The 24,907-nt window shown below is 59.8% G+C and carries 23 protein-coding genes; 4 read left to right on the top strand and 19 right to left on the bottom strand.

Going from position 1 to position 24,907, the window contains the following annotated elements; all coding sequences use genetic code 11:
* The first annotated feature begins 319 nt into the window (after positions 1-319).
* On the top strand, positions 320-1,609 hold the full coding sequence (gene gltA / locus B3N48_RS20310) for a citrate synthase (protein WP_296186921.1): 1,290 nt from the start codon (positions 320-322) through the stop codon (positions 1,607-1,609).
* Positions 1,610-1,698: 89 nt separating this feature from the next.
* Here the strand turns inward: gltA and B3N48_RS20305 are convergent, their stop codons facing one another.
* The 9 genes from B3N48_RS20305 to B3N48_RS20265 form a co-directional block, all read right to left on the bottom strand.
* Entirely contained in the window at positions 1,699-2,304 is a 606-nt protein-coding gene (locus B3N48_RS20305; RefSeq protein WP_296186920.1) for an START domain-containing protein, read from the bottom strand.
* Positions 2,305-2,377: 73 nt separating this feature from the next.
* A complete protein-coding gene (locus tag B3N48_RS20300; protein WP_296186919.1) occupies positions 2,378-2,635 on the bottom strand; it encodes a YkgJ family cysteine cluster protein in 258 nt (85 codons plus the stop codon).
* Between the two features lie 96 nt (positions 2,636-2,731).
* Positions 2,732-3,448, bottom strand: a complete 717-nt coding sequence (locus tag B3N48_RS20295) for a translation initiation factor 2 (protein WP_296186917.1) — start codon at positions 3,446-3,448, stop codon at positions 2,732-2,734.
* 119 nt (positions 3,449-3,567) lie between these two features.
* Positions 3,568-5,007, bottom strand: coding sequence for a PLP-dependent aminotransferase family protein (locus tag B3N48_RS20290; protein ID WP_296186916.1), 1,440 nt, complete (start codon positions 5,005-5,007; stop codon positions 3,568-3,570).
* A 229-nt stretch (positions 5,008-5,236) separates the two neighbouring features.
* Complete coding sequence (locus B3N48_RS20285; protein ID WP_296186915.1) at positions 5,237-6,052, bottom strand: OmpA family protein; 816 nt, start codon at positions 6,050-6,052, stop codon at positions 5,237-5,239.
* Positions 6,049-6,402 carry a DUF4398 domain-containing protein gene (locus tag B3N48_RS20280; RefSeq protein WP_296187563.1) on the bottom strand — a complete coding sequence of 118 codons (354 nt, stop codon included), beginning with the start codon at positions 6,400-6,402 and terminating at the stop codon, positions 6,049-6,051. Before B3N48_RS20280 ends, B3N48_RS20285 begins: the two co-directional genes overlap by 4 nt.
* Positions 6,403-6,424: 22 nt before the next feature.
* Positions 6,425-7,252: a substrate-binding periplasmic protein gene (locus B3N48_RS20275; RefSeq protein ID WP_296186914.1), complete on the bottom strand. Its 828-nt coding sequence runs from the start codon at positions 7,250-7,252 to the stop codon at positions 6,425-6,427.
* Between the two features lie 141 nt (positions 7,253-7,393).
* Entirely contained in the window at positions 7,394-8,323 is a 930-nt protein-coding gene (locus B3N48_RS20270; protein WP_296186913.1) for an electron transfer flavoprotein subunit alpha/FixB family protein, read from the bottom strand.
* A complete protein-coding gene (locus tag B3N48_RS20265) occupies positions 8,323-9,072 on the bottom strand; it encodes an electron transfer flavoprotein subunit beta/FixA family protein (RefSeq protein ID WP_296186912.1) in 750 nt (249 codons plus the stop codon). Before B3N48_RS20265 ends, B3N48_RS20270 begins: the two co-directional genes overlap by 1 nt.
* A 527-nt stretch (positions 9,073-9,599) precedes the next feature.
* Between B3N48_RS20265 and B3N48_RS20260 the strand changes: the two genes are divergently transcribed.
* The gene (locus B3N48_RS20260) at positions 9,600-11,264 is read left to right on the top strand and encodes an electron transfer flavoprotein-ubiquinone oxidoreductase (RefSeq protein WP_296186910.1); all 1,665 of its coding nucleotides are present in this window, start codon (positions 9,600-9,602) and stop codon (positions 11,262-11,264) included.
* Positions 11,265-11,475: 211 nt separating this feature from the next.
* On the opposite strand, the gene B3N48_RS20255 is transcribed toward B3N48_RS20260, so the two are convergent.
* Entirely contained in the window at positions 11,476-12,381 is a 906-nt protein-coding gene (locus B3N48_RS20255) for an AraC family transcriptional regulator (RefSeq protein ID WP_296186907.1), read from the bottom strand.
* Between the two features lie 179 nt (positions 12,382-12,560).
* On the opposite strand from B3N48_RS20255, the gene B3N48_RS20250 reads away from it, so the two are divergent.
* Positions 12,561-13,613, top strand: coding sequence for an NAD(P)-dependent alcohol dehydrogenase (locus B3N48_RS20250; protein WP_296186905.1), 1,053 nt, complete (start codon positions 12,561-12,563; stop codon positions 13,611-13,613).
* A gap of 174 nt (positions 13,614-13,787) precedes the next feature.
* Here the strand turns inward: B3N48_RS20250 and B3N48_RS20245 are convergent, their stop codons facing one another.
* The 5 genes from B3N48_RS20245 to B3N48_RS20225 form a co-directional block, all read right to left on the bottom strand.
* A complete protein-coding gene (locus B3N48_RS20245; protein ID WP_296186902.1) occupies positions 13,788-14,594 on the bottom strand; it encodes an IclR family transcriptional regulator in 807 nt (268 codons plus the stop codon).
* Positions 14,595-14,658: 64 nt separating this feature from the next.
* On the bottom strand, positions 14,659-15,972 hold the full coding sequence (locus B3N48_RS20240; RefSeq protein ID WP_296186899.1) for an MFS transporter: 1,314 nt from the start codon (positions 15,970-15,972) through the stop codon (positions 14,659-14,661).
* A 262-nt stretch (positions 15,973-16,234) separates the two neighbouring features.
* Entirely contained in the window at positions 16,235-17,383 is a 1,149-nt protein-coding gene (dgoD, locus tag B3N48_RS20235; RefSeq protein ID WP_296186898.1) for a galactonate dehydratase, read from the bottom strand.
* A 111-nt stretch (positions 17,384-17,494) separates the two neighbouring features.
* The gene (locus B3N48_RS20230) at positions 17,495-18,130 is read right to left on the bottom strand and encodes a 2-dehydro-3-deoxy-6-phosphogalactonate aldolase (RefSeq protein ID WP_296186897.1); all 636 of its coding nucleotides are present in this window, start codon (positions 18,128-18,130) and stop codon (positions 17,495-17,497) included.
* A gap of 1 nt (position 18,131) precedes the next feature.
* Positions 18,132-19,148, bottom strand: coding sequence for a 2-dehydro-3-deoxygalactonokinase (locus B3N48_RS20225; RefSeq protein WP_296186896.1), 1,017 nt, complete (start codon positions 19,146-19,148; stop codon positions 18,132-18,134).
* A gap of 355 nt (positions 19,149-19,503) precedes the next feature.
* On the opposite strand from B3N48_RS20225, the gene B3N48_RS20220 reads away from it, so the two are divergent.
* The gene (locus B3N48_RS20220; RefSeq protein ID WP_296186895.1) at positions 19,504-20,667 is read left to right on the top strand and encodes an acyltransferase family protein; all 1,164 of its coding nucleotides are present in this window, start codon (positions 19,504-19,506) and stop codon (positions 20,665-20,667) included.
* A 411-nt stretch (positions 20,668-21,078) separates the two neighbouring features.
* Here B3N48_RS20220 and asd read toward each other — a convergent pair whose 3' ends face one another.
* From asd to B3N48_RS20200, 4 genes are all read right to left on the bottom strand, one after another.
* Positions 21,079-22,191: an aspartate-semialdehyde dehydrogenase gene (gene asd, locus B3N48_RS20215; RefSeq protein WP_296186893.1), complete on the bottom strand. Its 1,113-nt coding sequence runs from the start codon at positions 22,189-22,191 to the stop codon at positions 21,079-21,081.
* 81 nt (positions 22,192-22,272) lie between these two features.
* Positions 22,273-23,355, bottom strand: a complete 1,083-nt coding sequence (leuB, locus tag B3N48_RS20210) for a 3-isopropylmalate dehydrogenase (protein ID WP_296186891.1) — start codon at positions 23,353-23,355, stop codon at positions 22,273-22,275.
* A gap of 138 nt (positions 23,356-23,493) precedes the next feature.
* On the bottom strand, positions 23,494-24,132 hold the full coding sequence (gene leuD / locus B3N48_RS20205) for a 3-isopropylmalate dehydratase small subunit (protein ID WP_296186890.1): 639 nt from the start codon (positions 24,130-24,132) through the stop codon (positions 23,494-23,496).
* Between the two features lie 10 nt (positions 24,133-24,142).
* Positions 24,143-24,907 (bottom strand): aconitase family protein (locus B3N48_RS20200; RefSeq protein ID WP_296186888.1); only part of this gene is annotated, 765 nt, incomplete at its 5' end.

Raw genomic sequence — 24,907 nt, 5'->3', positions numbered from 1 at the left:
GTTGGGAAGTGCACTGGTCAGGTACCCACTACCCAGGAAGTGACGACACCCAGAAAAACGGGCCTGCAAGCCCCTGGCGGTCGGGTGCCGAGTATAGACAGTTAGCCCACTAATGACAACGCACAGACCCGCCCCTAATGGCGGATTGCTTTAGCGCGATAAAAGGCGTAAATGGCAGGGAAATTCGCGGAAAACCTCAGGTTAAAGCCTTCTGCCACAACGCTTTTGGCAAATTGACTTTAGAATTTATCTCACTATAGTGATGCGGGCCCTGCGTGGGGGGCCTGTCTGATGATTTGAAGCATTAATAGGAGGCCACATGGCTGACAAAAAAGCGCAGTTGATCATCGAGGGCGCAGCCCCCGTCGAGCTGCCCATTCTGACCGGCACCGTTGGTCCCGATGTAATCGACGTACGCGGCCTGACCGCCACCGGACGCTTCACATTCGACCCAGGCTTCATGTCGACCGCCTCATGCGAATCCAAGATCACCTACATCGACGGTGACAACGGCATTCTGTTGCACCGTGGCTACCCGATCGAGCAGTTGGCCGAGCAGTCGGACTACCTGGAAACGTGCTACCTGCTGCTTAATGGCGAACTGCCAACCGCCGAGCAAAAAGCCCAATTCGTCGTCACCGTGAAGAACCACACCATGGTGCACGAGCAGCTGAAAACCTTCTTCAACGGTTTCCGTCGGGACGCTCACCCGATGGCTGTCATGTGCGGCGTGGTTGGTGCCCTGTCGGCTTTCTACCACGACTCGCTGGACATCAATAACCCGCAACACCGCGAGATCTCCGCCATCCGCCTGGTGGCGAAGATGCCGACCCTGGCCGCCATGGTCTACAAGTACTCCATGGGCCAGCCCATGATGTACCCGCGCAACGACCTGAGCTACGCGGAAAACTTCCTGCACATGATGTTCAACACGCCGTGCGAGATCAAACCGATCAGCCCGACGCTGGCCAAGGCCATGGACCGGATCTTCATCCTCCACGCCGATCACGAACAGAACGCTTCGACTTCGACGGTCCGCATGGCCGGGTCTTCGGGGGCTAACCCGTTCGCCTGTATCGCTGCCGGTATCGCGGCACTGTGGGGCCCTGCTCACGGCGGTGCAAACGAAGCCGTGCTGACCATGCTCGATGAAATCGGTGATGTCTCGAACATCGACACCTTCATCGCCAAGGCCAAGGACAAGAACGACCCGTTCAAACTCATGGGCTTCGGTCACCGCGTTTATAAAAACCGCGACCCGCGCGCCACCGTGATGAAACAGACCTGCGATGAAGTCCTGCGCGAGCTGGGCATCACCAATGACCCGCAGCTGGAACTGGCCATGCGCCTCGAAGAGATTGCCCTCACCGATCCGTACTTCATCGAGCGCTCGCTGTACCCGAACGTCGACTTCTACTCAGGCATCATCCTGAAGGCGATCGGCATTCCAACCAGCATGTTCACTGTGATTTTCGCCCTGGCACGTACCGTCGGCTGGATCTCCCACTGGAAGGAAATGCTTTCCAGCCCGTACAAGATTGGCCGTCCGCGTCAGCTGTACACCGGTGAAGTCTCTCGCGACATTGTTGCCCTGGCCGACCGTAAATAAACACGAAACATCAGCAAGCAACACTCCATAAAAAAGGCTGCCAGTGGCAGCCTTTTTTGCATCTGGGAAAAACTGTACGGGTTGCAGGCCTACTTCGCCGCCCGCTCACGTAGCGCCTTCAACGTATTGAACGGCGCATCCACAACGAATTTGTTGGCCAGCCAAGACGGCACACTGCCACCCGGCTCGGTGTGCACCTGATAGGTAACTTCTGTTTCATTCGGGCCTTTAGGGACCATTCTCCAGAAGCCTTCAACTTGAGCTACCCGTACAAAACCTTTTTCTTCGGGGATGTAATCAGGCTGTCCCAACAGGTTTCGCGTAAGCGAGCCATCAGCGCCCTCCACGGTCGTGATTTGCAGCACGGAGTCACGAGGAGTCACGGGCCAAGGGGTATTGAACTGAGTGTAGGTCCAGGTTTTGTCGCCTTCATGCTTGAGGATCTTTTGCGATTTGCACTCATGCACCCATGCACACGCGCCAGTAACGTCCTCTTGAAGGCTGCGCAACTTGGCGACGCTGGCTTTGATGATGGCAACGCCTTGATAGGCCTTGTACTGAGAGCCTGGCACTTCACTGAGCGACACTTTGATGCCGTCTTCTTGCTTGGCGACCTTCCAGTCTTCAGCCTGCGCCATGCCTGTAACCAGCACAGTCATGCCAAGCCCGAGTGCGATCCGGTACAGCGAACCCATATTGTTATTCCTTATTGTCTGTCGTTCAGGTGCATTCAGCCTCGTGCACTGCGATTGCTACATTCACTGCGCCTCACGCGACCGAAGTGGCGTGTTCCCACCAGCCGATCAGGCGCACAGCTTCTTCGGAATCGCCGCCACACACGTCCGGATCCGCCATGAATCGGCTGCACACCGCAGGCCGCTCGGGCTGCCCGAAAATCAGGCACAGCATGTCGACCGACAGCTGGACACAACGTTCGCCAGCGGGTTTGCCCTGCGGCATACCTGGAATCGGTGATGAAATAGAAGGCGCGATGCAACACGCACCACAGCCCGGACGGCACTCCATTGGAAACATCCTCACAAGGGGCAGTGAATGTGATGGGATCTTAAACGCTAAAACGTTCGTTTGAAAACGCTCAAGGGGAATGCCCGTTTGGTGGCGTCACTGCTTGAATTTGAAATCCAGCGCAGCGCCCTCCACTTCCTTGCGCGATTCGTTGCGCAACTGAAGTTGCATTTCATTGCTCAACAAACGGCCCTGAAGCTGAAAGTCCGGGTCGCTGTTTGTGTCGGGAAACATCTTGGGAAGGATCGGCTTAGCCCCGCCAGACGGCGCTTTCGGCTTGGTCGCCGCAGTGATCACGCTGGGTGGCGGCGTAAGCTGTTTGACCATGTCGGGAGGCAGGCTAAGGTCCAGAGCGGCCTTGGGCAAACGCGTGTCTTTGACGACTTGGGCAGGTGACTTGCTCTTGCTTGCCACGGGCGCGCGATTGGCAATCTCGGCGTTATCCGCTTTAACCTTGGCGGATTTGGCATTGACGCTGGGCGTCTTCTGCTCGACGGCGGCGGCCTTGCTAGGCGTGGCGATTCTGGCGGCCGTGGCTGACGTGCCGGAATCAGGCTTGCTGGCCGCAACGACCGGCACGACGCCCACGTTAGGCTTCAACTCATGGACCGGCACGGGGGGTTTTGCAATCTCGCTCGCAGGCTCCGTTGCGGCGGGCGGTACCTGCGCAGCTGCGGGCGCAGGCGCTTGGGTCTCAGGAGCAGCAACGGGTGTCTGAGCGGCAACTTTCGGCGGCGGTGGCGGAGTTTTGTCAGCGTCACAGGCACTGAGCAACACCAACATCAGCAAACCGATACAACGCAGTGAATTCATAATCAATCGGCAGTTAACCAGGCAGAAGCCATATGCTGGCCCTTTGCAAGGCAGGTGACAAGTGAAGGCCCTGCCAATGCGACCTATAAATCAGCGGAAAATGTAAAACCGCGACGCGTTCACCACGCCTGACCGGCGTCCTCACACAGCTGTTTAGCAAGCATTCCCACGGTCATCAGCGCCCTCTCCGCTTCGCGATTCCAGGGCAGGCCGCAGTTGAGGCGAATGCAGTGATTGAATTGCTCTGTGTTACTGAAGATCAGCCCCGGCGCAATGCTGATGCCCTGTTCCAGCGCCCTTACATGCAATTCCTGCGTGTTGACCCGACCCGGCAAACTGATCCACAGGATAAATCCCCCCGCAGGCCGACTGATTTGTGTGCCTTCGGGAAACATCTGCTGCACGGCAAGCTGAAAAGCGCTGAGATTTTTTCGGTGCTCCTGGCGGATGTAGCGCAAATGACGGTCATAACCGCCATTCTCCAGATAGGAAGCCACTGCCATCTGCGTCACGCTGCAGGCCGAATGGGTGCTGAACGTCTGTAGCCGCTGAATTTCCGCCTGGTATTTGCCGGCGATCATCCAGCCTATCCGCACGCCCGGCGACAGGGTCTTGGAGAAGCTGGAGCAGTAAATCACATGCCCCAGTCGGTCAAATGCCTTGAGCGCCCTGGTCTTGTTTTGCTCGTACATTAGTTCGCCGTAGATGTCGTCTTCGATGATCTGAATGTCGAAGTCAGACGCCAGGCGCAGCAGGTGTTTCTGCCGCTCTTCCGGCATCGTGCTACCGAGCGGGTTGCTCAGGCGCGAGGTCATCACCAGCGCTTTGATCGACCACTGATTCGCCGCCAATTGCAGGGCTTCCAGGCTAATACCAGTATTCGGGTCACTGGGGATCTCGATGACCTTCAAGCCCAGCAAATCCGCCAGTTGCAGCAGCCCGTAATAGGTCGGCGATTCGGCTGCAATGAGGTCGCCAGGGCTAGTCAGCACCCGCAGCGACATCTGCAGCGCGTCGACACAGCCATGGGTAATCACCACCTCAGATGGATCGACGACCACGCCGGCATCACGCATGCGAATCGCGACCTGCCGCCGCAGCGGCTCGAAACCGGGGCTGAACATGTAATTGAAGGCGCGAGGGCTCTGAAAGCGCGTGACCTTGGCCAATTGCTGATGCAGGGCGCGCAGCGGCAGATAATCGATGTGAGGCACGGCTGCGCCGAAGGCGTATACCCCCTCACGACGCGCTTCCACCAGTACTTGCTGAATGATGCTGGCCCGCGTGACCAGACCTGGCCGCTCGACCCTGGCAATATCAGGGGTCGGAGCCGTTAGCGCTGGGGTCTGATGAACGTAATAACCGGATTGTGGCCGGGCGCGAATCAGCCCTTGATCCTCGAGATTGGCGTACGCCTGTAACACCGTGGCATGGCTCACATTGAGCTGGGAGCTCATCTTTCGAACCGAGGGCACGCGCTCGCCGGGCTGGTAAACGCCGCGCCGAATGTCTTCCGCCAACTGCTGGGCAATACGCTGATACAGCAGGAGATTGGTCATTTCGCGTCCCTCGATTTCACGTTTGTGATCGCTGCCCTCAATGATCCTGGCAACGAATCGCGCAAGCTACCCACACAGTTCCGAAGTGTACGGGGACAGTTCACCTTTCGGCTAGCGAATGCTCGGTGTGTTGAGAATCATCATGCGCCGTATACGCCAAATGAGCGGCTTTAATTTCGCAAACCCGTCCGAATTTTGTGTCCGAATTGGCCGCTATCACGCCTATGCATCAGCGTGCTGGACTGAGCGTGCCTTTTTCGTCCGAGAAAACGATTTCAACGCGCCGGTTTTGCGCTCGGCCCTGCTCAGAACTGTTCACATCGACCGGAAACTGATCGCCGTACCCTTCCACCCGAATTCGCTCATCCTCGACGCCAAGGTCCGAGAGTACATCGGCAACGGCCTGCGCCCGTTCACGGGAAAGCTGAAGGTTCTCCTGGGCGTCACCGGTACTGTCGGTGTAGCCCTCGATCCGCACCACGCGCTTCGGATTGAACTGAAGAAACTGCACGACCTTCAGCACCGTGCGATTGGCCGAGCTTTTCAGTTCGGCGCGACCGGTGTCGAATAACATGTCGCCCAGGGTCATCACCAGCCCGCGCTCATTTTGCCGGGTCGACAGGCTGATGACCTGATCCTCAGCCCACTTGCCCTGTTGCTGCGCGCCCGACAGTTTCGCTTCACGTAACGCCAATTGCAGACGCTGGCGTTCCAGCTCAAGACGGGCCAGTTTTTCCTGGTTGAGCAGGAGCTGGCTATGTTCGGCCGCGATCGCGCTGTAGCGGCTGCTCAAGTAAGCGTAATGACTGACGTCGTCGGAACTGCCGATGTAACTGGACAGACGTTCAGCACGGGCCAGCAACTCGCCTGCCCGAATCACATCCTTTGGCGCGCTGCGCAGCACATTGGTATCACTTTTCACGTTCTGAAAATCGGCGTTGGCACGTTGCAGCGCGCTCTCGCTGTTTTGATGACCGGCGCAGCCGTACAAACCGGCACTGCCAACCAATAGGCAAACACTCAGCACCCGCGGAAAGCCATTCATTGGGCAGCCCCCAGCTGTTTGCGCAGGCGATCCAGTCGTGTGTTCACTTGGGTCAGTTGCTCGTTACTCTTTTCGGTGAGCACCCGGGCTTCGGCGAGCCGCGCATCCAGCTCAGCCTGTTCAGCCTGCATGCGGGCTTGCTTGTAGGATTTGTCCGAGATGTCGGCCTGCGCCTGAGCCAGCTTCCGCTGGGCGCTGGCCATCTCCGGCTCTTCGTCAGTCGCGCCTACGGCTGCCGCTTGAGCAACGGCCTGCTCGGTAAGTTTCAATTGTTCCGCGGGGACGGGGTCGTTGGCGCAGCCGAAAAGGGAAGTGATGGCCGCGGCCGCGAGTAAAGGTCGAATCTTCAAAAAAACGCTCAAAAAAACATTCCTACTGATTTGCGGTGCTGGTGGGCTGTTGCAGCTGTGCTTTCCACACGTCCAGATTGCGGGAAATGGCGTCTGCGGAGCGGCCCGAAGCGGCCAATTCTGTCATTTTTTTCGCCAGCTGTCCGCGCAACCACGGCTCATTGCAGGCGGAGTTAAACGATAGCGCGAGGTACAGCCCCGGCCTGTCAAGGGGCAGCGGCTGGGCCTGTATATCCTTGGCCATGCCCAATGTCTGGGTCAGCGCCATGCCTGCATAGCGACCCGCTAGCACGAATTCGACCTGGCCTAACATCAGCTTCTGAAACGTCTGGGTCAGGTTCGGCTGTTTTTCAAGGGTCAAATGCTCTTTGACCGCGAGGTCGAATCCGGCAGTGATCCGGGTTTTTTCGGAAATAGCCCCCGAATGATCATGCAGATCCGCCAGCGAGTTGAAGGGCTGCGCATGCCCTGACCGGGTCCAGACCAGTATTTCGTTTTGCGTGATCGCCGGGTGGATGAAATCCAGCGATTCGAGCTCGCTGGCGTTCAGCGGCGTGTCGGCCAACAGATCCATGCGTCCGGTGCGGACTTCTTCCAGTGCCTGACTGCGCTTGCCCGCGTACAGCAACTCGACCTTGATACCGATCCGACTCGCCGCGTCCTTGAGCAAATCCGCATTGGCCCCCATCAGATGTTTGGGATCTTGCGGGTCGCGCCATAAATAAGGAGGGGCATCCGGGCTGCCGGTCACGATCAGGCGCTCGCATTTGCCCGCCGCCTGAGCGACCAGCGGTGGCACCAGCAATAACCCTGCGACCAGCGACGTCAACGCCCGCTTCGGCAACGACATGGCAACGTCCTTTTTTCGATCCAATAAAAAACCCGCTCATTCAAGGCTGTGAAAGGCGTATTTCATCGACGGTTCTCGATGCTCAACGCTTTCCAACACCCCCGAAACGAGCGGGTTCTCTTTATAAGTCAAGCGGCTGAATTAGACCAGCTTCTCCAACTCGGGTACCGCTTCGAACAGGTCAGCGACCAGACCGTAGTCGGCCACCTGGAAGATCGGCGCTTCTTCGTCCTTGTTGATCGCAACGATCACTTTGGAGTCTTTCATGCCGGCCAGGTGCTGGATCGCGCCGGAGATACCGACGGCGATGTACAGCTGTGGCGCAACGATCTTGCCGGTCTGACCGACCTGCATGTCGTTCGGCACGAAACCAGCGTCGACGGCTGCGCGGGACGCACCGACGGCAGCGCCCAGCTTGTCGGCCAGCGCGTACAGGTGTTTGAAGTTGTCGCCGTTCTGCATGCCACGACCGCCGGAAACGACGATTTTGGCAGCGGTCAGCTCAGGACGGTCGGACTTGGCCAGCTCTTCGCTGACAAAGGACGATTTGCCTGCGTCGTGAGCAGCGCTGACTGCTTCAACAGCGGCAGAACCGCCTTCAGCCGACACCGCGTCGAAACCGGTAGCACGAACGGTGATGACCTTGATGGCCGCCGACGACTGAACGGTGGCAATGGCGTTACCGGCGTAGATCGGGCGCTTGAAGGTGTCAGCCGATTCAACCGAGATGATCTCGGAGATCTGGTCGACGTCCAGCTGTGCAGCCACGCGCGGGAGAATGTTCTTGCCGTTCGAGGTGGCAGCGGCCAGTACGTGGCTGTAACCGGAAGCAAGCTCGGCGACCAGCGGGGCAACGTTTTCTGGCAGTTGGTGGGCATAGGCTGCGTTGTCGGCAACCAGGACTTTGCTCACGCCAGCGATTTTCGCGGCGGCTTCACCGACTGCGCCTACGTTCTGGCCTGCGACCAGCAAGTGAATGTCGCCACCAATCTTGGCAGCAGCGGCAACGGTGTTCAGCGCGGCAGGCGCGATGGCGCCGTTTTCGTGCTCAGCGATTACGAGAATAGGCATCAGATCACCTTCGCTTCGTTTTTCAGTTTCTCGACCAGTTCTGCGACCGACTTGACCTTGATGCCAGCGCTGCGAGCCGCCGGGGCTTCGACTTTCAAGGTCTTGTTGGTGGAGGACGTGGACACACCCAACGCATCAGGGGTCAGCACTTCGAGCGGCTTCTTCTTGGCCTTCATGATGTTAGGCAGCGACGCGTAGCGCGGCTCATTCAGGCGCAGGTCGGTGGTGACGATGGCCGGGAGCTTCAGGGAAACAGTTTGCGCACCGGCGTCGATTTCGCGAGTGACGTTGACGCTATCGCCGGAAATTTCGACCTTGGAAGCGAAGGTGCCTTGGGCATAACCGCTCAGGGCTGCCAGCATCTGGCCGGTCTGGTTGTTGTCGCTGTCAATGGCCTGCTTGCCGAGGATGACCAGTTGCGGCTGCTCTTTATCAACGACCGCTTTCAGCAATTTGGCGACTGCCAGGGAGGTCAACTCGTCAGCAGATTCCACGAGAATGGCGCGATCGGCACCCAGTGCCAGGGCAGTACGCAGTTGCTCCTGCGCGGTGGTCGGACCAATGGAAACGACGACGATCTCGGTCGCGACGCCCTTCTCTTTCAAGCGAACGGCTTCTTCTACAGCGATTTCGCAGAAGGGGTTCATCGACATTTTGACGTTAGCGAGATCGACGCCGGAGTTGTCCGCTTTGACGCGAACCTTGACGTTGTAGTCGACCACTCGTTTGACAGCTACAAGAACCTTCATGGATTCCTCGTTACTCTCCGGTGAAAAGAAATCGCCAGGCCCGGCCCGGCGATGGGTACACGTCAGTGTAAAGAACACCTTTGAAAACAGCGTATTCGTCGTTACTTAACGGTGAGTTCAGCAAAAAACGCTGATGTCTCCCCCTCAGACCACGTCACGGGCAGACCGGGCGTGTAAACTGCACCCCGCCTGTCGATTCCCGGCGAGGGCGCGTTCCCGTTGCACGGCACTCACACTGCTTTCAGAGGCGTTCGTTACCGACGGTCAGCCTACGGCGAGCGCAAAACCGCCCGTATCTTGACCGGAACGCCTATTTCGGTCAATACGACAAAAACGCCAGTCACAAGCCGTCTCCCTATGTTTTATCAGGGTTTCAGCTGATTCAAACAAACGTTTGTATTGGACCCGCAAGGTGGTGTAGATATAATGCGCCCCTTTAAAGATGATGCCCGAATGACATCCCTACGGGCGCTAATCCGCAACGACCTATAAAAAATACCGTTGAGCCTTTGATCAGGAGATAGCCAGTGGAACGCGAATTTATGGAATTCGACGTCGTGATCGTCGGAGCCGGGCCAGCCGGACTGTCCGCCGCATGCCGTCTGAAACAGAAGGCCGCCGACGCTGGTCAGGAAATCAGCGTGTGCGTCGTCGAAAAAGGCTCCGAAGTGGGTGCCCACATTCTGTCCGGTGCCGTGTTCGAACCTCGCGCGCTGAACGAGCTATTCCCGGACTGGAAAGAGCTCGGCGCGCCGCTGAACACGCCGGTCAAAGGCGATGACATTTATGTGCTGACCAGTGCCGAAGCCGGTACCAAAGTCCCCGGCGCCTTCGTGCCCAAGACCATGCACAACGAAGGCAACTACATCATCTCCCTCGGTAACCTGTGCCGCTGGCTCGCGCAGCAGGCGGAAAACCTGGGCGTCGAGATCTACCCGGGCTTCGCCGCTCAGGAAGCGCTGATCGACGAGAACGGCGTGGTGCGCGGGATTCTCACTGGCGACATGGGCGTTGACCGCGAAGGCAACCCCAAAGAAGGCATGTACACCCCCGGCATGGAACTGCGCGGCAAGTACACACTGTTCGCCGAAGGCTGCCGTGGTCACATTGGCAAGCAACTGATCAAACGGTTCAATCTGGACAGTGAAGCCGACGCCCAGCATTACGGCATCGGCCTGAAAGAAATCTGGGAAATCGACCCGGCCAAGCACCAGCAAGGTCTGGTGGTGCACACCGCCGGCTGGCCGCTGGACGTGATGGGCACCGAGAACACGGGCGGCTCCTTCCTCTATCACCTGGAAAACAATCAGGTGGTCGTTGGCCTGATCGTCGATTTGTCCTATGCCAACCCGTTCCTGTCGCCGTTCGACGAATTCCAGCGCCTGAAGCATCACCCGATCCTCAAGCAGTATCTGGAAGGCGGCAAGCGCGTGAGTTACGGCGCCCGCGCAATCTGCAAAGGTGGCCTGAACTCGTTGCCGAAAATGGTTTTCCCGGGCGGCGCGCTCATTGGATGCGATCTCGGCACCCTGAACTTCGCCAAGATCAAAGGCAGCCACACCGCCATGAAATCCGGCATGCTCGCGGCGGAATCCGTGGCGGATGCCTTGTTCGCCGGCAATGAAGGCGGCGATGCGCTGAACACTTACGTCGAGGCGTTCAAGGGCAGTTGGCTGCACGAAGAGCTGTTCGCCAGCCGCAACTTCGGCGCAGCAATCCACAAGTTCGGCCCGATTCTGGGCGGCGCCTTCAATTTCATCGATCAAAACATTTTCGGCGGCAAGATCCCGCTCACGCTGCATGACAACAAGCCCGACTATGCGTGCATGAAGCTGGCCGCCGACTCGAAGAAGATCGACTACCCCAAACCGGACGGCAAGCTGAGCTTCGACAAGCTGAGTTCGGTGTTCATCTCGGGTACCAACCACGAAGAAGAGCAGCCGTGCCACCTGAAGCTGAAGGACCCGAGCATCCCGATCAACGTCAACTTGCCGAAATATGACGAGCCTGCGCAGCGCTACTGCCCGGCGGGCGTGTACGAAGTCGTGACCCAGGAAGACGGCGCCAAGCGCTTCCAGATCAACGCCCAGAACTGCGTACACTGCAAGACCTGCGACATCAAGGACCCTTCGCAGAACATCACGTGGGTCACGCCGGAAGGTGCGGGTGGGCCAACGTACCCGAACATGTAAAAGCAGCGGCAAACTTCAAGCTGTAAGAGAAAGGCGCCGATCATGGCGCCTTTCTTGTGGGCTACGAAATCTCACCGGCTCAGCGGACTGCCCCAAGCCGGTGGGAGCGGATTCATTTGCGGTGCACCAGCACAGACGACGCATCCCTATCGCCTGAACAATCGTCTCGCGAATGAATTCGCTCCTACATAAGTGCGTCAACAGCAAGGCGTTACGCCGGAATCCTCAGCAGCGCCCCCTCTTCTCCCGGATTGCGTTCGAAGTAACGTTTGTATTCGCGGCTGAATTGCGACGTGCTTTGATACCCCACCTTGTGCGCCACCTGCGCCACACCCAGGCCCTCGCCGATGAGCATTTGTTGAGCCTTCAGCAACCGCAGGCGCTTGAGGTACTGCACCGGCGAGAGCATGGTGCTGCGTTTGAAATGCTCGTGAAAGGTCGAAGCACTCATGTTGGCGCGACGGGCGAGTTCATCGACGCTCAACGCTTCGTTGTAGTGATCGCGCAGGTACTGCAACGCTGCAGCGATCCGAGCGAAATGCCCCTGCTGTTCGACCAGTGCCCGCAATACACCCGCCTGAGGCCCCCGCAGCGCCGCGTATAAAACCTCCCTCACCCGCGCCGCGCCCATCACCTGAGCGTCCTGCGGGTCATGCAGGCAGCGCAACAAACGCTCGACGCTCTCGCGCATCGACGCGTCCAGCTCGGCCGAGCTCATCGACTCGGGAGTCTGCGCCTTGACCATCACGCCCGGCGCCTGGCCCATGGCCTGCACCAGTTCGCTCAAGACCGCGCGGTCGATCGACACCGCAATGCCATACATCGGCTCGTCCTCGGTAGCGAAGGTCTCGCACATGAACGGCACCGACAGCGCCTGCACTAGATAGTGGCCCGCGCCATATTCCAGCGTTCGCGACCCGAGGCGGGCGAGCTTGCTGCCCTGAGCGATGATCACCAGGCTCGGCTCATAAATCTGCGGACTGCTGGCGACGTAGTCATTCCAGGACATCGCCTGCACGCCGGGGACGAGGGTGTCGACGAAACCGGGGCGCGTGGTCAGGGATTTGATCAGGGACACCAACGGGGTGTTGGCGTCGGAATGGAGAGTCAGTGACATGGGCAACCGGACAGAGGATTAGACAGTGCGATCATCGCAGATCTGCGGTGCAAAGCAGCCCCTGCGGATGAATCTCCGGAGGATTGTGCATGACACACGTAGGAATGGTCATGGCTGCTGGCGGCTTGGTTGCCCAGAATACACGGCCTCAACTGTCATCGTTTTTTGCGAGGTTTCTCATGTACACAGCCATTGGTTACGCCGCTCAGTCGGCCACCACTCCCCTCGCCCCCATGACCTTCAACCGCCGCAGCCCGCGTGCGGACGATGTGGCTATCGAGATTCTGTACTGCGGCGTTTGTCATTCCGATATTCACCAGGCGCGCAATGAATGGGGCATCGCGGTGTACCCGCTGATGCCCGGCCACGAAATCGTCGGCAAGGTCACCGAAGTCGGTGCCAATGTGACAAAGCACAAAGTCGGTGATCTGGTCGGTGTCGGTTGCATGGTCGACTCCTGCCGCCACTGCGAAGCCTGCGCGGCGGACCTTGAGCAGTATTGCCTGGAAGGCCCGACCCTGACCTACGCCACGCCGGACCGCGTCGACGGTAGCAACACCATGGGCGGCTACTCCAGCAGCATCGTGGTCAGCGAGCACTTCGTCGTGCGCATTCCCGAGACGCTGAACCCGGCCGCCGCCGCGCCGATTCTCTGCGCGGGCATTACCACCTACTCGCCGCTCAAGCATTACGGCGTCAAGGCGGGCGACAAGGTGGGCGTGCTGGGCATGGGCGGCCTGGGCCACATGGGTATCAAGTTCGCCAAGGCCATGGGCGCGGAAGTCACGCTGTTCACCCGTTCGGCGAGCAAGGCGGAAGAAGCACGTCGTCAGGGCGCGGACCATGTCATCGTGTCCACCGACGCCGAGCAGATGAAGGCGGCGGCAGGTCACTTTGACTTCCTGCTGGACACCATCCCGGTGCAGCACGACCTTAACCCCTACCTGGAAACCCTGCGTTTCGACGGCGTGCACATTCTGGTGGGTCTGATCGAGCCGGTGGACCCGGCGCTGCATACTGCCAATCTGGTGATGAAGCGTCGCGTACTGGCCGGTTCGTTGATCGGCGGGATCGCGGAGACTCAGGAGGTGCTGGATTTCTGTGCCGAGCATGGCATCAGCTGCGACATCGAGATGCTCGACATCAAGAACATCAACGAGGCGTACAGCCGCATGATTGCAGGCGACATCAAATATCGTTTTGTGATTGATATGGCGACGTTGAAGGCGTGACGCTCCACATGATCGTTCCCCGGGCGCTGCGTGGGAACGATCATACGACCCGATCACTGCAGGAGCGAGCTTGCTCGCGATAGCGGTGTAACAGCCGCTTATTGAGGCCAATGGAAGGCCGCAATCGCGAGCAAGCTCACGCCTACCGGTGAGGCGTTTCGTCAGACAGATCGGTCACCCACCCAACTCCGCCGACAAGCGCGCCGCCACTTCCTTGATCATTGGCGCCAGCTCGGCCATTTTTTCCAACGGCATGTACGGCACGGTGCTGGCAATGCTGATCCCGGCGACGATGTATTTGCTGGCATCGCGAATCGGCGCAGCCACGCAACGGATTGACGGCTCGTTGTCTTCCAGGTCGAACGCGTAGCCGCCCTTCACATACTCACGCATCCGCTCGCGCACCTGCTCCCACGTCTGTTCCTGATGCGCAGGCCACTGCGCGGGCTTCGACACCTCTGGCAGGCTGATATCGTACAGCCGCTGCCACTCGCTTTCCGGGCTGTCCAGCAACAGCGCTTTGCCGATCCCGGTGCGCGCCAGCGGCATGCGATGCCCGACCCGCGAACGCATTTCCGGCCCATTGCGCCCGGGATTCTTGTGCAGGTACAGCACTTCATCGCCATCGCGTATGGCCAAGTGCACGGTGTCGCCGGTCAGCGCGGACAACTCATCGAGAAACGGCCGCGCCAGCATCGCCAGCGGCAGTTCTTCCCGCGCCTGAAACCCCAGTTCGATCAGCTTGGGTCCCAACACATACCCCACCTGCGGCAGCACGCGCAGGTAGCGTTCGTCCACCAGGCAACTGGCGAGGCGGTGAGTGGTGCTGCGGGTGGTGCCGATCAGCCGGGCAATTTGCTTGAGGTCTCGGGCGCCACTGGCCACGGCCTGTACCACGCCCAGCCCGCGTAACAGGGTTTGCGTGCCGGTGGGCGCGGCGTCCTTGCCTGTAACGGCTGCGGTGTCGGAAGAATCGTGCATATCGCGCCTTATCGAATCGGAGAGCGGGCGGCATTATCGTCGCCCGCGCGGGTCAGTCCAAGGGTTAAAGCTCGATCCGCTCGACCTTGCCCACCAGGAGGATGTAGGACAGCGCCCCCAGCAGCGCCAGCACGGCGATGTAGGTGATGGCCGGTGCGAACGACTCCCCGGATGCCAGAAAGCCGATCACGATGGGGGTGGCAATAGCCGACAGGTTGCCGATCAGGTTGAAGGTGCCGCCGGTGAGGCCCAACAGACGCGCCGGGGCGAGCGTCGACACCAGCGACCAGGTGATCGACGCCAGGCCGTTGCCGAAAAACGCCAGCGCCAGAAACGCAATGACCAGTGGCGTCGAGTCGACGTAGTTGGCGCCGATGATCGACGTGGAGATCAGCAGGCCTGCGATGATCGGCAGTTTGCGCGCGAAACCCACGGTGTGGCCGCGACGGATCAGCCAGTCGGAAAAGAAGCCCGAGCACAGCACGCCGACGAACGCCGCGAGAAACGGCAACGAGGCCAGCAATCCGGACTTGATGAAGTCCATGCCGCGATATTTCACCAAGTACGTCGGGAACCAGGTGAGGAAGAACCAGAGGGTCGAATTGAGGCAGAACTGCCCGAGATAGATGCCCCAGAGTTTGCGTTTGCTGAGGACGATACCGAGGTCCGTCCAGCTAAAGCCGCGCTTGGCGTTGGACGTGTCGGTTTCAATGTCCACCAGGCCGCCGCCCTCTTTGATCAGGTCGATTTCGCCCTGATTCACGCCTTTGAAATCGCGAGGCTCGCGATAGACCATGTACCAAATCACGGCCCAGACCACGCCCACGCCACCGGTGGCGACGAACACCATGTGCCAGCCGAACGTGGCTTGCAGCCAGGCCAGGATCGGGGTCAGGAACGCCAGTCCGACGAACTGCCCCGAGGTGTAGAAGCCGACCGCCGTGGCCCGTTCCTTTTCTGGAAACCACGCGGTGACGACCCGGCTATTGATCGGGTACGCCGGGGCTTCCAACGCGCCCACCGCCATACGCAACACGAACAGGGCAATGAAGCTGCCGACAAAGCCAAGACAAATCGTGGCGATCGACCACAGCGCCAGCGCGACGGTGTAGAGAATGCGTGGTGGCACGCGATCCACCAGCCAGCCACCGGGCAATTGCATGGCGGCGTAGGTCCAGCCGAAGGCCGAGAACACCAGGCCGACATGAACCGGGTCGATGCCCAGCTCGCTGGTCAGCGCAGGTGCAGCGATGGACAGGTTGCTGCGGTCGAGGTAGTTGATCACCACCGTAATGAACAGCAGCACCATGATGAAATAGCGTTTGCGGGTCGGCGTGGCTGTGATCGCCCGCGCCTCCGGCAAGGTCTGTGTGCGCATGGGGGGTGCCTCTTTTTATGGTTGTCTGAGGTCTGGAAGTCGGGTGGTGCCAATAAGTACGTCTTCGTGAGCAAGCTCACACCCACAGGTGATCCGGGTCATCGTCCACATTTGTGTCAGACACAAAACCCATGGGAGTGAACTTGCTCCCGCCTACAGGCGATCCGCGTCGTCGTTCACATTTGCGTCAGACACAAAGCCCATGGGAGTGAGCTTGCTCACGAATGGGGTCGGCTCGGATGAGCGTCGACCCCTGGTCCCATCACCACTCGGCAAAACTGCCATCGGCATGACGCCAGATCGGGTTGCGCCAGCGGTGACCGATGGCCGCGCGCTCCTTGACGTATTCCTCGTTGATCTCGATGCCCAGGCCCGGGCCGTTCGGGATTTTCACCATGCCCTTGTCGTAATCGAAGACTTCGGGATTCTTGATGTAATCGAGCAAATCGTTGCTCTCGTTGTAGTGGATGCCCAGGCTCTGTTCCTGAATGAACGCGTTGTAGCAGGCCGCGTCCAGTTGCAGGCACGCCGCCAGCGCGATCGGGCCCAGCGGGCAATGCAGGGCCAGGGCCACGTCGTAAGCTTCGGCCATGTTGGCGATCTTGCGGGTTTCGGTGATGCCACCGGCGTGGGACGCATCCGGCTGGATGATGTCGACGTAGCCTTCGCTGAGCACACGCTTGAAATCCCAACGGGAGAACAGCCGCTCGCCGAGGGCAATCGGCGTGCTGGTCAGCGGGGCCAGTTCTTTCAGCGCTTCATAGTTTTCGCTGAGCACCGGTTCTTCGATGAACATCAGCTTGTACGGGTCCAGTTCCTTCATCAGCACCTTGGCCATCGGCTTGTGCACCCGGCCATGGAAATCAACGCCGATGCCGACGTTCGGGCCGACCGCATCCCGCACGGCAGCCACGTTGGCCAGCGCCAGATCGACTTTCTCGAACGTATCGAGGAATTGCAGCTCTTCAGTGCCGTTCATTTTCACGGCGGTGAAGCCGCGGGAAACGGCTTCTTGGGCAGCGCGAGCAGTATCAGCGGGACGGTCGCCGCCGATCCACGAATACACGCGGATCTTGTCGCGCACCTGACCGCCCAGCAAATCGCTGACCGACACGCCCAGCGCCTTGCCCTTGATGTCCCACAGCGCCTGATCGATACCGGCCAGCGCGCTCATGTGAATCGCGCCACCCCGGTAGAAACCGCCGCGGTACAGCACCGTCCAGATGTCCTCGATGTTGCGCGGGTCTTTTCCGATCAAGTAGTCGGACAATTCTTCAACGGCCGCAGCCACCGTGTGCGCTCGACCTTCGACCACGGGCTCGCCCCAACCGGTGACGCCCTCATCGGTTTCCACTTTGAGGAAACACCAGCGCGGCGGGACGATGAAGGTCGTAAGTTTGGTGATTTTCATCTCGGTTCTCTCTTATTCGAAAATGCTTATTCAAAGATGCTTATTCGAAATGCGTGTTCGAAGACGCTTGTTCAACGGCGCGTCTGAGACGGCTGCAAGCATCCCTTCGGGTTATTGATCGTTCGCCGGACGGGCCTGATTCCACGCGGCGACATAGGCCTTCGCGCGCTCGGCGACGTCATCGGCACTCATGCCCGGCTTGAACAGGCCTGAACCCAGACCGAAGCCGCGTACTCCCGCGTCCAGGAACATTTTCATGTTGTCTGGCGTAATGCCGCCCACGGGCAACAAGACGGTCCCGGCAGGCAGCACTGCCAGCCAGGCTTTCACCACAGCAGGGCCCATTTGTTCGGCGGGAAACAGCTTCAGCACGTCAGCGCCATTGGCCAGCGCGGCGAAGGCTTCGGTCGGCGTGGCAACGCCCGGGGCCAATAACAGGCCTTCAGCCTTGGCTGCCCGCAGCACCTCAGGATCGCTGTGAGGCATGACGATGACCTGCCCGCCTGCTGCCTTGACCTGACGCACCTGCTCAGGGGTCAGCACCGTACCGGCACCGATCACGCAATCGGCCGGCAAACGCTGACGCAGCAGACGGATACTTTCGTACGGTTGCGGGGAATTGAGCGGGACTTCGATAACGCGAAATCCGGCGGCATACAAGACATCGCCGATGGCAGGGGCTTCTTCCGGGCGCAGACCACGAAGGATTGCAACCAGACCGTTTCGCGCGAGGGCGTGTTTGAGCATGTCAGTTCTCGACGTGGGAGGGCCGTTGTGCGGCCATAGAAAGGGAATCCATCAGACCGGCTTGCACCGCGACCTGCCACAAACCGCGCTCGGTGGCCTGTTCGGACAGGGTCACGTGGGCGAAGCCATTGGCGTTCAATGCGCGTCGATAGCGTTCGAGTAAGGGGCCGCTGCCGATGAGGACCACCGAGGGCAGCGGTCTGCCGGCCTGCGCCAGCAAGTGGGTCAGCGCGACGATTTCGTGCCCGATCAACAGACCGGACAAATAATCAGGCTGCGCGGCGCCGTTGAGCACTCCCGTCAGGCCCAACGTGCGGCTGCTGAAGATGGTCGACAGGGGGCCCGCCGCGCCTTCTGGCGAACGGGACACGCCCACGCCACGGTCGAACGCAGCAGCATCGAACGCCTCGTTGCGCTGCATCGTGCGGCCGAGAATGGTATGGCTGGACAACGCGGCGTACACCTCGCCCGTCATGAACGTATCGAAATGTTCGATGCAGCCGTCCACCGCCCTCACCCACTTCGAATGGCTGCCGGGCAGGCCGATCAGCAGAGGTTCGCGGGCGTCGTCGGCAGACAGCGAATCAAGCGCACCGAGGACTTGGGTTTCTTCGCCGCGCATAACGTTGGGCAGTGCCGAGCGCTGCAGCACGCCAGGCACGATATGAACGTCGACCCCACGCACGCTGCGCACGGCCACCAGGCCATCGCTCAATGCGCCTACGCTGGCGGGGGTTTCCTGATACGCCGCCTCACGCCAGCCCTGCGCACTGCCGACCATGCCACAGGCAATCACCGGCAGATCGGGTTCGGCGTCCAGCCAATCACCACAGGCCTCGTCGAAGGCCAGTTCGAAACCGTTTGAACACGCCTGCCCGGCGATCAAACGAGGCGTCGTCGGCAGTTGCATGATGCCCGCGCTGAGCGAGCGATGGTCCAGGACCCGGCCGTGTTCGCCGAGTCGGTACGCACGGAGGGAGGTCGTTCCCCAATCGAGCGCGATCAATTGCGCCTGCATGGCTTCACCTGATTGTTATTGATGAGTGAATGCGTGGCGAACTATAAGCTTCAACCCATCAATATCTCAACATGTAAATTTGCATCCCACATAGTGGGATTAAGCTTAGGGCTTTTCAGCATTGATCGAACCGACATGCCCTGCGGTATGGTGTCTAGCGTGAGGTCTGGGGCATACTCCGACTCACTGTACCGTCCCTGCCCTTCTGTCCACCCGCTCATCGGCCCTCTGCGCCGAGGTGGTAACTTCACTGCTTTGTTTGTCGTCCGTGCCGCTTCCGTGGCCGGACAGGTGCTATCTGCGCTGTCAGCACTGCCGCTTTGGCCTTTCCATTCATCTACAAAGGACCCGTCAGATGAAGCGATTTCTCGTGCTCGACAGTTTGCGCGGCCTCTGCGCACTGGCCTTTATCGTTCATCACTCGCACATAGAACGCAGCATCACTGAGCTGACGTTCTTCCGAAATGTCAGCCAGTTCGCGGGACTTTTCTTCGCCCTCAGCGGGTTTCTGATCTACCGGCGCTACAGCGATCACCTGCATACCCCTCGGCAGGTGGGCGAGTTCATGGTCACACGTGCCTGCCGGGTAATGCCGATGCATGTGGCGGTGCTGCTGTTCTTTATCGGGTTTGAATGCCTGAAGTGGGTGCTGGAGCAACGCGGGCTGTCGTTGAATTACCCAGCGTTCAGCGGCGATCGCGCACCGAGGGAAATCCTCCCGAACCTGCTGCTGATCCAAGCCTGGTGGCCAGGCTTCAACGCGCTGTCGTTCAACTATCCGTCGTGGGTGATCAGCGTCGAGTTCTACATCTGGATGAGCTTCGCACTGATTCTGTTCGCCCTTCCAAGCCTGGCACGCAAGCTGATCACACTGCTATGCGCGCTGGCATTTATCGCCTTGTATAAGGACTTCAGTCTGATTCCGCACAATGTGCTGTGGGGCGTTTCCTGTTTTCTTGCAGGCGCGATCACTTACCGGATTTATGCCCGGGTGCGGGATGCGATCCCGGGGCCAGTCATCGCCACCGTGTTGGAGGTGGCGGTGCTGGCAGGGATTTACGGGCTCATGACCGAGGGCGAACAACCGCTGACCCTCGAACTAGGCCTGTTGTTTTGCCTGGCGCTGCTGATCTTCGCCTACGAGGCGGGGCTCATTTCGAAGCTGTTGCTGTTCAGGCCGTTTCCGGCGCTGGGGCAATTGTGGCTGTCGATGTACCTGACTCATGCCGCAGTGATCTTCGTCGTGGCAACGGCGCTGACCGTGGCGGCGAAATTCAGCGGGTATGCGTTGCTGGTGGACAAGCCGAGCGAGGCGTCCGGCGCGATGGTGCGTTATCTGAGTACGGGCAGTGCCCTGAACGACAACTTGCTACTGGTGTTTGTGGGAGTGGCGGTAGTAGTGGTGTCGATGTTGACGCACCGCCACATCGAAGTGCCGGGGATGCGGTTTGGCCATCACTGGAAACATCAGACGTTGATGCGCCGGCGCAAGGACGATCCACCGGCTGAGAGGGTTTGAGGCGTATACACCGTGATCTGAAGGCGTTGCTGCTAAAGAGGCATACCATTCGCCACACACGAGAACGCCGCACATTGAATGTGGGAGCCCCCTTGCTGCGGGCCGGGATCGGACGAATACGCCAGGCCTGACGCATTGATGCTGACTGACACACTCCATTCGCCAGCAAGCCGGCTCCCACGAATACGAAATCGGTCGCAGATTTTATGAGCTTTGCACGCCCTTGCGGGAGTCGGCGTGGTGCGGGCCATGATCGGCCGAACGAGGTTCGCCAGCCAACACAGAATCTCCCACCGTGGCGACGGTGCAGCGTCATGAGGCATCACCGACAACGGCTACGTACCCATTCTCCAATCCCATAAAAAAACCGCCCCAAGAGGCGGTTTTTCTCATCTTTGGCAAAACGCCGGATCAACGCTCCAGCAGAATCCGCAGCATGCGACGCAAAGGTTCTGCCGCACCCCACAGCAGTTGGTCGCCCACGGTAAACGCGCCCAGGTATTGCGAACCCATGTTCAACTTGCGCAGACGCCCTACCGGAATGTTCAGTGTGCCGGTCACCGACGTCGGGCTCAGCTCCTGAATGCTGGCCTCGCGGTTGTTCGGCACCAGCTTCACCCACGGGTTGTGCTGGCTGATCATCCCTTCGATATCGGCAATCGGCACGTCCTTGTTCAGCTTGATGGTCAGCGCCTGGCTGTGGCAACGCATCGCACCAATGCGCACGCAGATGCCATCGACCGGAATCGGCCGGTTGAAGCGACCGAGGATTTTGTTAGTCTCGGCCTGGCCTTTCCATTCTTCACGGCTCTGACCGTTGGGCAGTTCCTTGTCGATCCAGGGGATCAGGCTGCCCGCCAGTGGCACGCCGAAGTTTTCGGTCGGGAACGCGTCGCTGCGCATGGCCTCGGCCACTTTGCGATCAATGTCCAGAATCGCGCTGGCCGGGTTGGCCAAATCGTCGGCAACCGACGCGTTGATGGTGCCCATCTGCTTGATCAGCTCGCGCATGTTCTGCGCGCCGGCGCCGGAGGCAGCCTGATAGGTCATGACGTTCATCCACTCGACCAGACCGGCCTCGAACAGGCCACCCAGGCCCATCAGCATCAGGCTGACGGTGCAATTGCCGCCGATGTAGTTCTTGGTGCCCGCATCCAGTTGCTGATCGATGACCTTGCGGTTGACCGGGTCGAGGATGATCACCGCATCGTCCTGCATGCGCAGGGCCGAGGCCGCGTCGATCCAGTAACCTTGCCAGCCCGCTTCACGCAGCTTCGGGAACACCTCGTGGGTGTAGTCGCCACCCTGGCAGGTCAGCACGACGTCCAGGGTCTTGAGCTCGTCGATGCTGTAGGCATCTTTCAGCGGCGCAATGTCCTTGCCCACCGAGGGGCCTTGTCCGCCGACATTGGAGGTGGTGAAAAACACCGGCTCAATGAGATCGAAATCCTGCTCTTCCAGCATTCGCTGCATGAGCACGGAACCCACCATGCCGCGCCAACCGACCAGACCTACACGTTTCATCGCAACTACACCTTCATTAAAAGTGGGGCCTCGTTGCACAGCGAGTTTTCGACTCGATCTTGCGCAAGCGGGCCCGAGATATTACAGATTGCGCAGCGCGGCGACTACGGCATCACCCATTTCCTGCGTACCGACTTTGGCAGTGCCTTCGGACCAGATGTCGCCGGTGCGCAGGCCTTGGTCCAGCACCAAGCTCACGGACTTTTCGATGGCGTCCGCCGCCGTGTGTTGATTGAAGCTGTAACGCAGCATCATCGACACCGACAGAATGGTCGCCAGCGGGTTGGCAACGCCCTTGCCCGCAATGTCCGGCGCCGAACCATGGCACGGCTCGTACATGCCCTTGTTGTTCGAATCCAGCGACGCCGATGGCAGCATGCCGATGGAACCGGTAAGCATCGACGCTTCGTCGGACAGGATGTCGCCGAACATGTTGTCGGTGACCATCACGTCGAACTGCTTCGGTGCGCGTACCAGCTGCATGGCCGCGTTGTCCACGTACATGTGGCTCAACTCGACGTCCGGGTAATCCTTGGCCACCTGCTCGACCACTTCGCGCCACAGTTGACTGGAAGCCAGTACGTTGGCCTTGTCCACAGAACACAGCTTCTTGCCCCGCACGCGGGCCATGTCGAAGCCGACGCGGGCAATACGGCGAATCTCGCTCTCGCTGTACGGCAGCGTATCGTAAGACTGGCGCTCGCCGTTTTCCAGCTCGCGGGTACCCCGCGGCGCGCCGAAGTAGATGCCACCGGTCAGCTCGCGAACGATGAGGATATCCAGGCCGGCGACGATCTCGGGCTTGAGGCTGGAAGCGTCGGCCAGCTGCGGGTAGAGGATCGCAGGGCGCAGGTTGGCGAACAGACCCAGCTGCGAACGGATTTTCAGCAAGCCGCGCTCAGGACGAATGTCACGCTCGATGGCGTCCCATTTCGGACCACCTACCGCACCCAGCAACACCGCATCGGCAGCACGTGCACGGTCCAGCGTCTCATCGGCCAATGGCACGCCGTGCTTGTCGATGGCCGCGCCACCGATGACGTCATGGCTCAGTTCGAAACCCAACTGATACTTCTCGTTGGCCAGTTCCAGCACCTTGACCGCTTCCGTCATGATTTCCGGACCAATGCCGTCACCGGGGAGAATCAGAATCTGCTTGCTCATGGAACCCTCGTTTCAAAATGGCGTTCGGCCTCTGGAGCGAGGCCGACTCGGGAGCTGCAAGTTTCGAGCGGCAAGCGGCAAGAAGAAGCCGCGCCACGTCACAACTTGCCGCTTGTGGCTGAAAACTTGTAGCTGCTTCTACCGGAACAGCCAAGGCTGCGAAGCACGATGTTTGCTCTCGAACGTTGCAATCGCATCGCCGTCCACCAAGGTCAGGCCGATGTCGTCGAGCCCATTCAACAGGCAGTGCTTGCGGAAGGCATCGATTTCGAAGCGGTAGACGTTGCCGCTTTCCGCCGTCACGGTCTGCGCGGCGAGGTCCACGTTCAACTGATAGCCGGGCTTGGCTTCTACGGCCTTGAACAGCTCATCCACTTCGCTTTCGCTGAGGATGATCGGCAGCAGACCGTTCTTGAAGCTGTTGTTGAAGAAGATGTCGGCGTAGCTCGGCGCAATGATGCTGCGGAAGCCGTACTCTTCCAGCGCCCACGGCGCGTGCTCACGGCTCGAACCACAACCGAAATTCTCGCGGGCCAGGAGCACGCTGGCGCCTTGGTAGCGTTCGTGATTGAGGACGAAATCCGGGTTCAGCGGGCGTTTGGAATTGTCCTGATACGGCTGTCCCACGTCCAGATAACGCCATTCATCGAACAGGTTCGGACCGAAACCGGTGCGGCGGATCGACTTCAAAAACTGTTTGGGAATGATTTGGTCAGTGTCGACGTTGGCGCGGTCCAGAGGAGCGACCAAGCCGGTGTGTTGAGTAAAAGGCTTCATGCGGGGCTCCTTAGTGCTGGCTCAGAGTGCGAACGTCGACGAAACGGCCGTTGACTGCCGCCGCCGCGGCCATTGCCGGGCTCACCAGGTGAGTACGGCCACCGGCACCCTGACGGCCCTCGAAGTTACGGTTGGAGGTGGACGCGCAATGTTCGCCACTTTCCAGGCGGTCCGGGTTCATCGCCAGGCACATGGAGCAGCCCGGTTCACGCCACTCGAAACCGGCATCGATGAACACCTTGTCCAGCCCTTCCTTCTCGGCCTGGGCTTTCACCAGACCCGAACCCGGCACGACGATCGCTTGCTTGATGGTCGATGCCACTTTACGGCCTTTGGCGATGTCTGCCGCCGCACGCAGGTCTTCGATCCGCGAGTTCGTGCAGGATCCGATGAACACGCGATCGAGCTGAATGTCGGTAATCGCCTGATTGGCCTTGAGGCCCATGTATTTCAGGGCGCGCTCGATAGAGCCACGCTTGACCAGATCGGGTTCCTGCGCAGGATCCGGCACATTCTGATCCACGGCGAGGACCATTTCCGGCGAGGTGCCCCAGCTCACTTGCGGCTTGATCTGCGTCGCATCCAGCTCGACCACGGTGTCGAACACTGCGTCGTCGTCGGAAACCAAGTCTTTCCAGGCAGCGACCGCAGCGTCCCATTGCTCGGCAGTGGGTGCGAAAGGACGCCCTTTGACGTAGGCAATGGTCTTTTCATCGGTGGCCACCAGGCCGACACGCGCGCCTGCTTCGATGGACATGTTGCAGATGGTCATGCG

Origin of the sequence: Pseudomonas sp. UBA1879, from assembly GCF_002338065.1 — a bacterium.
Lineage (GTDB): Bacteria > Pseudomonadota > Gammaproteobacteria > Pseudomonadales > Pseudomonadaceae > Aquipseudomonas.
This window is presented reverse-complemented; position numbering and strand designations above follow the sequence as displayed.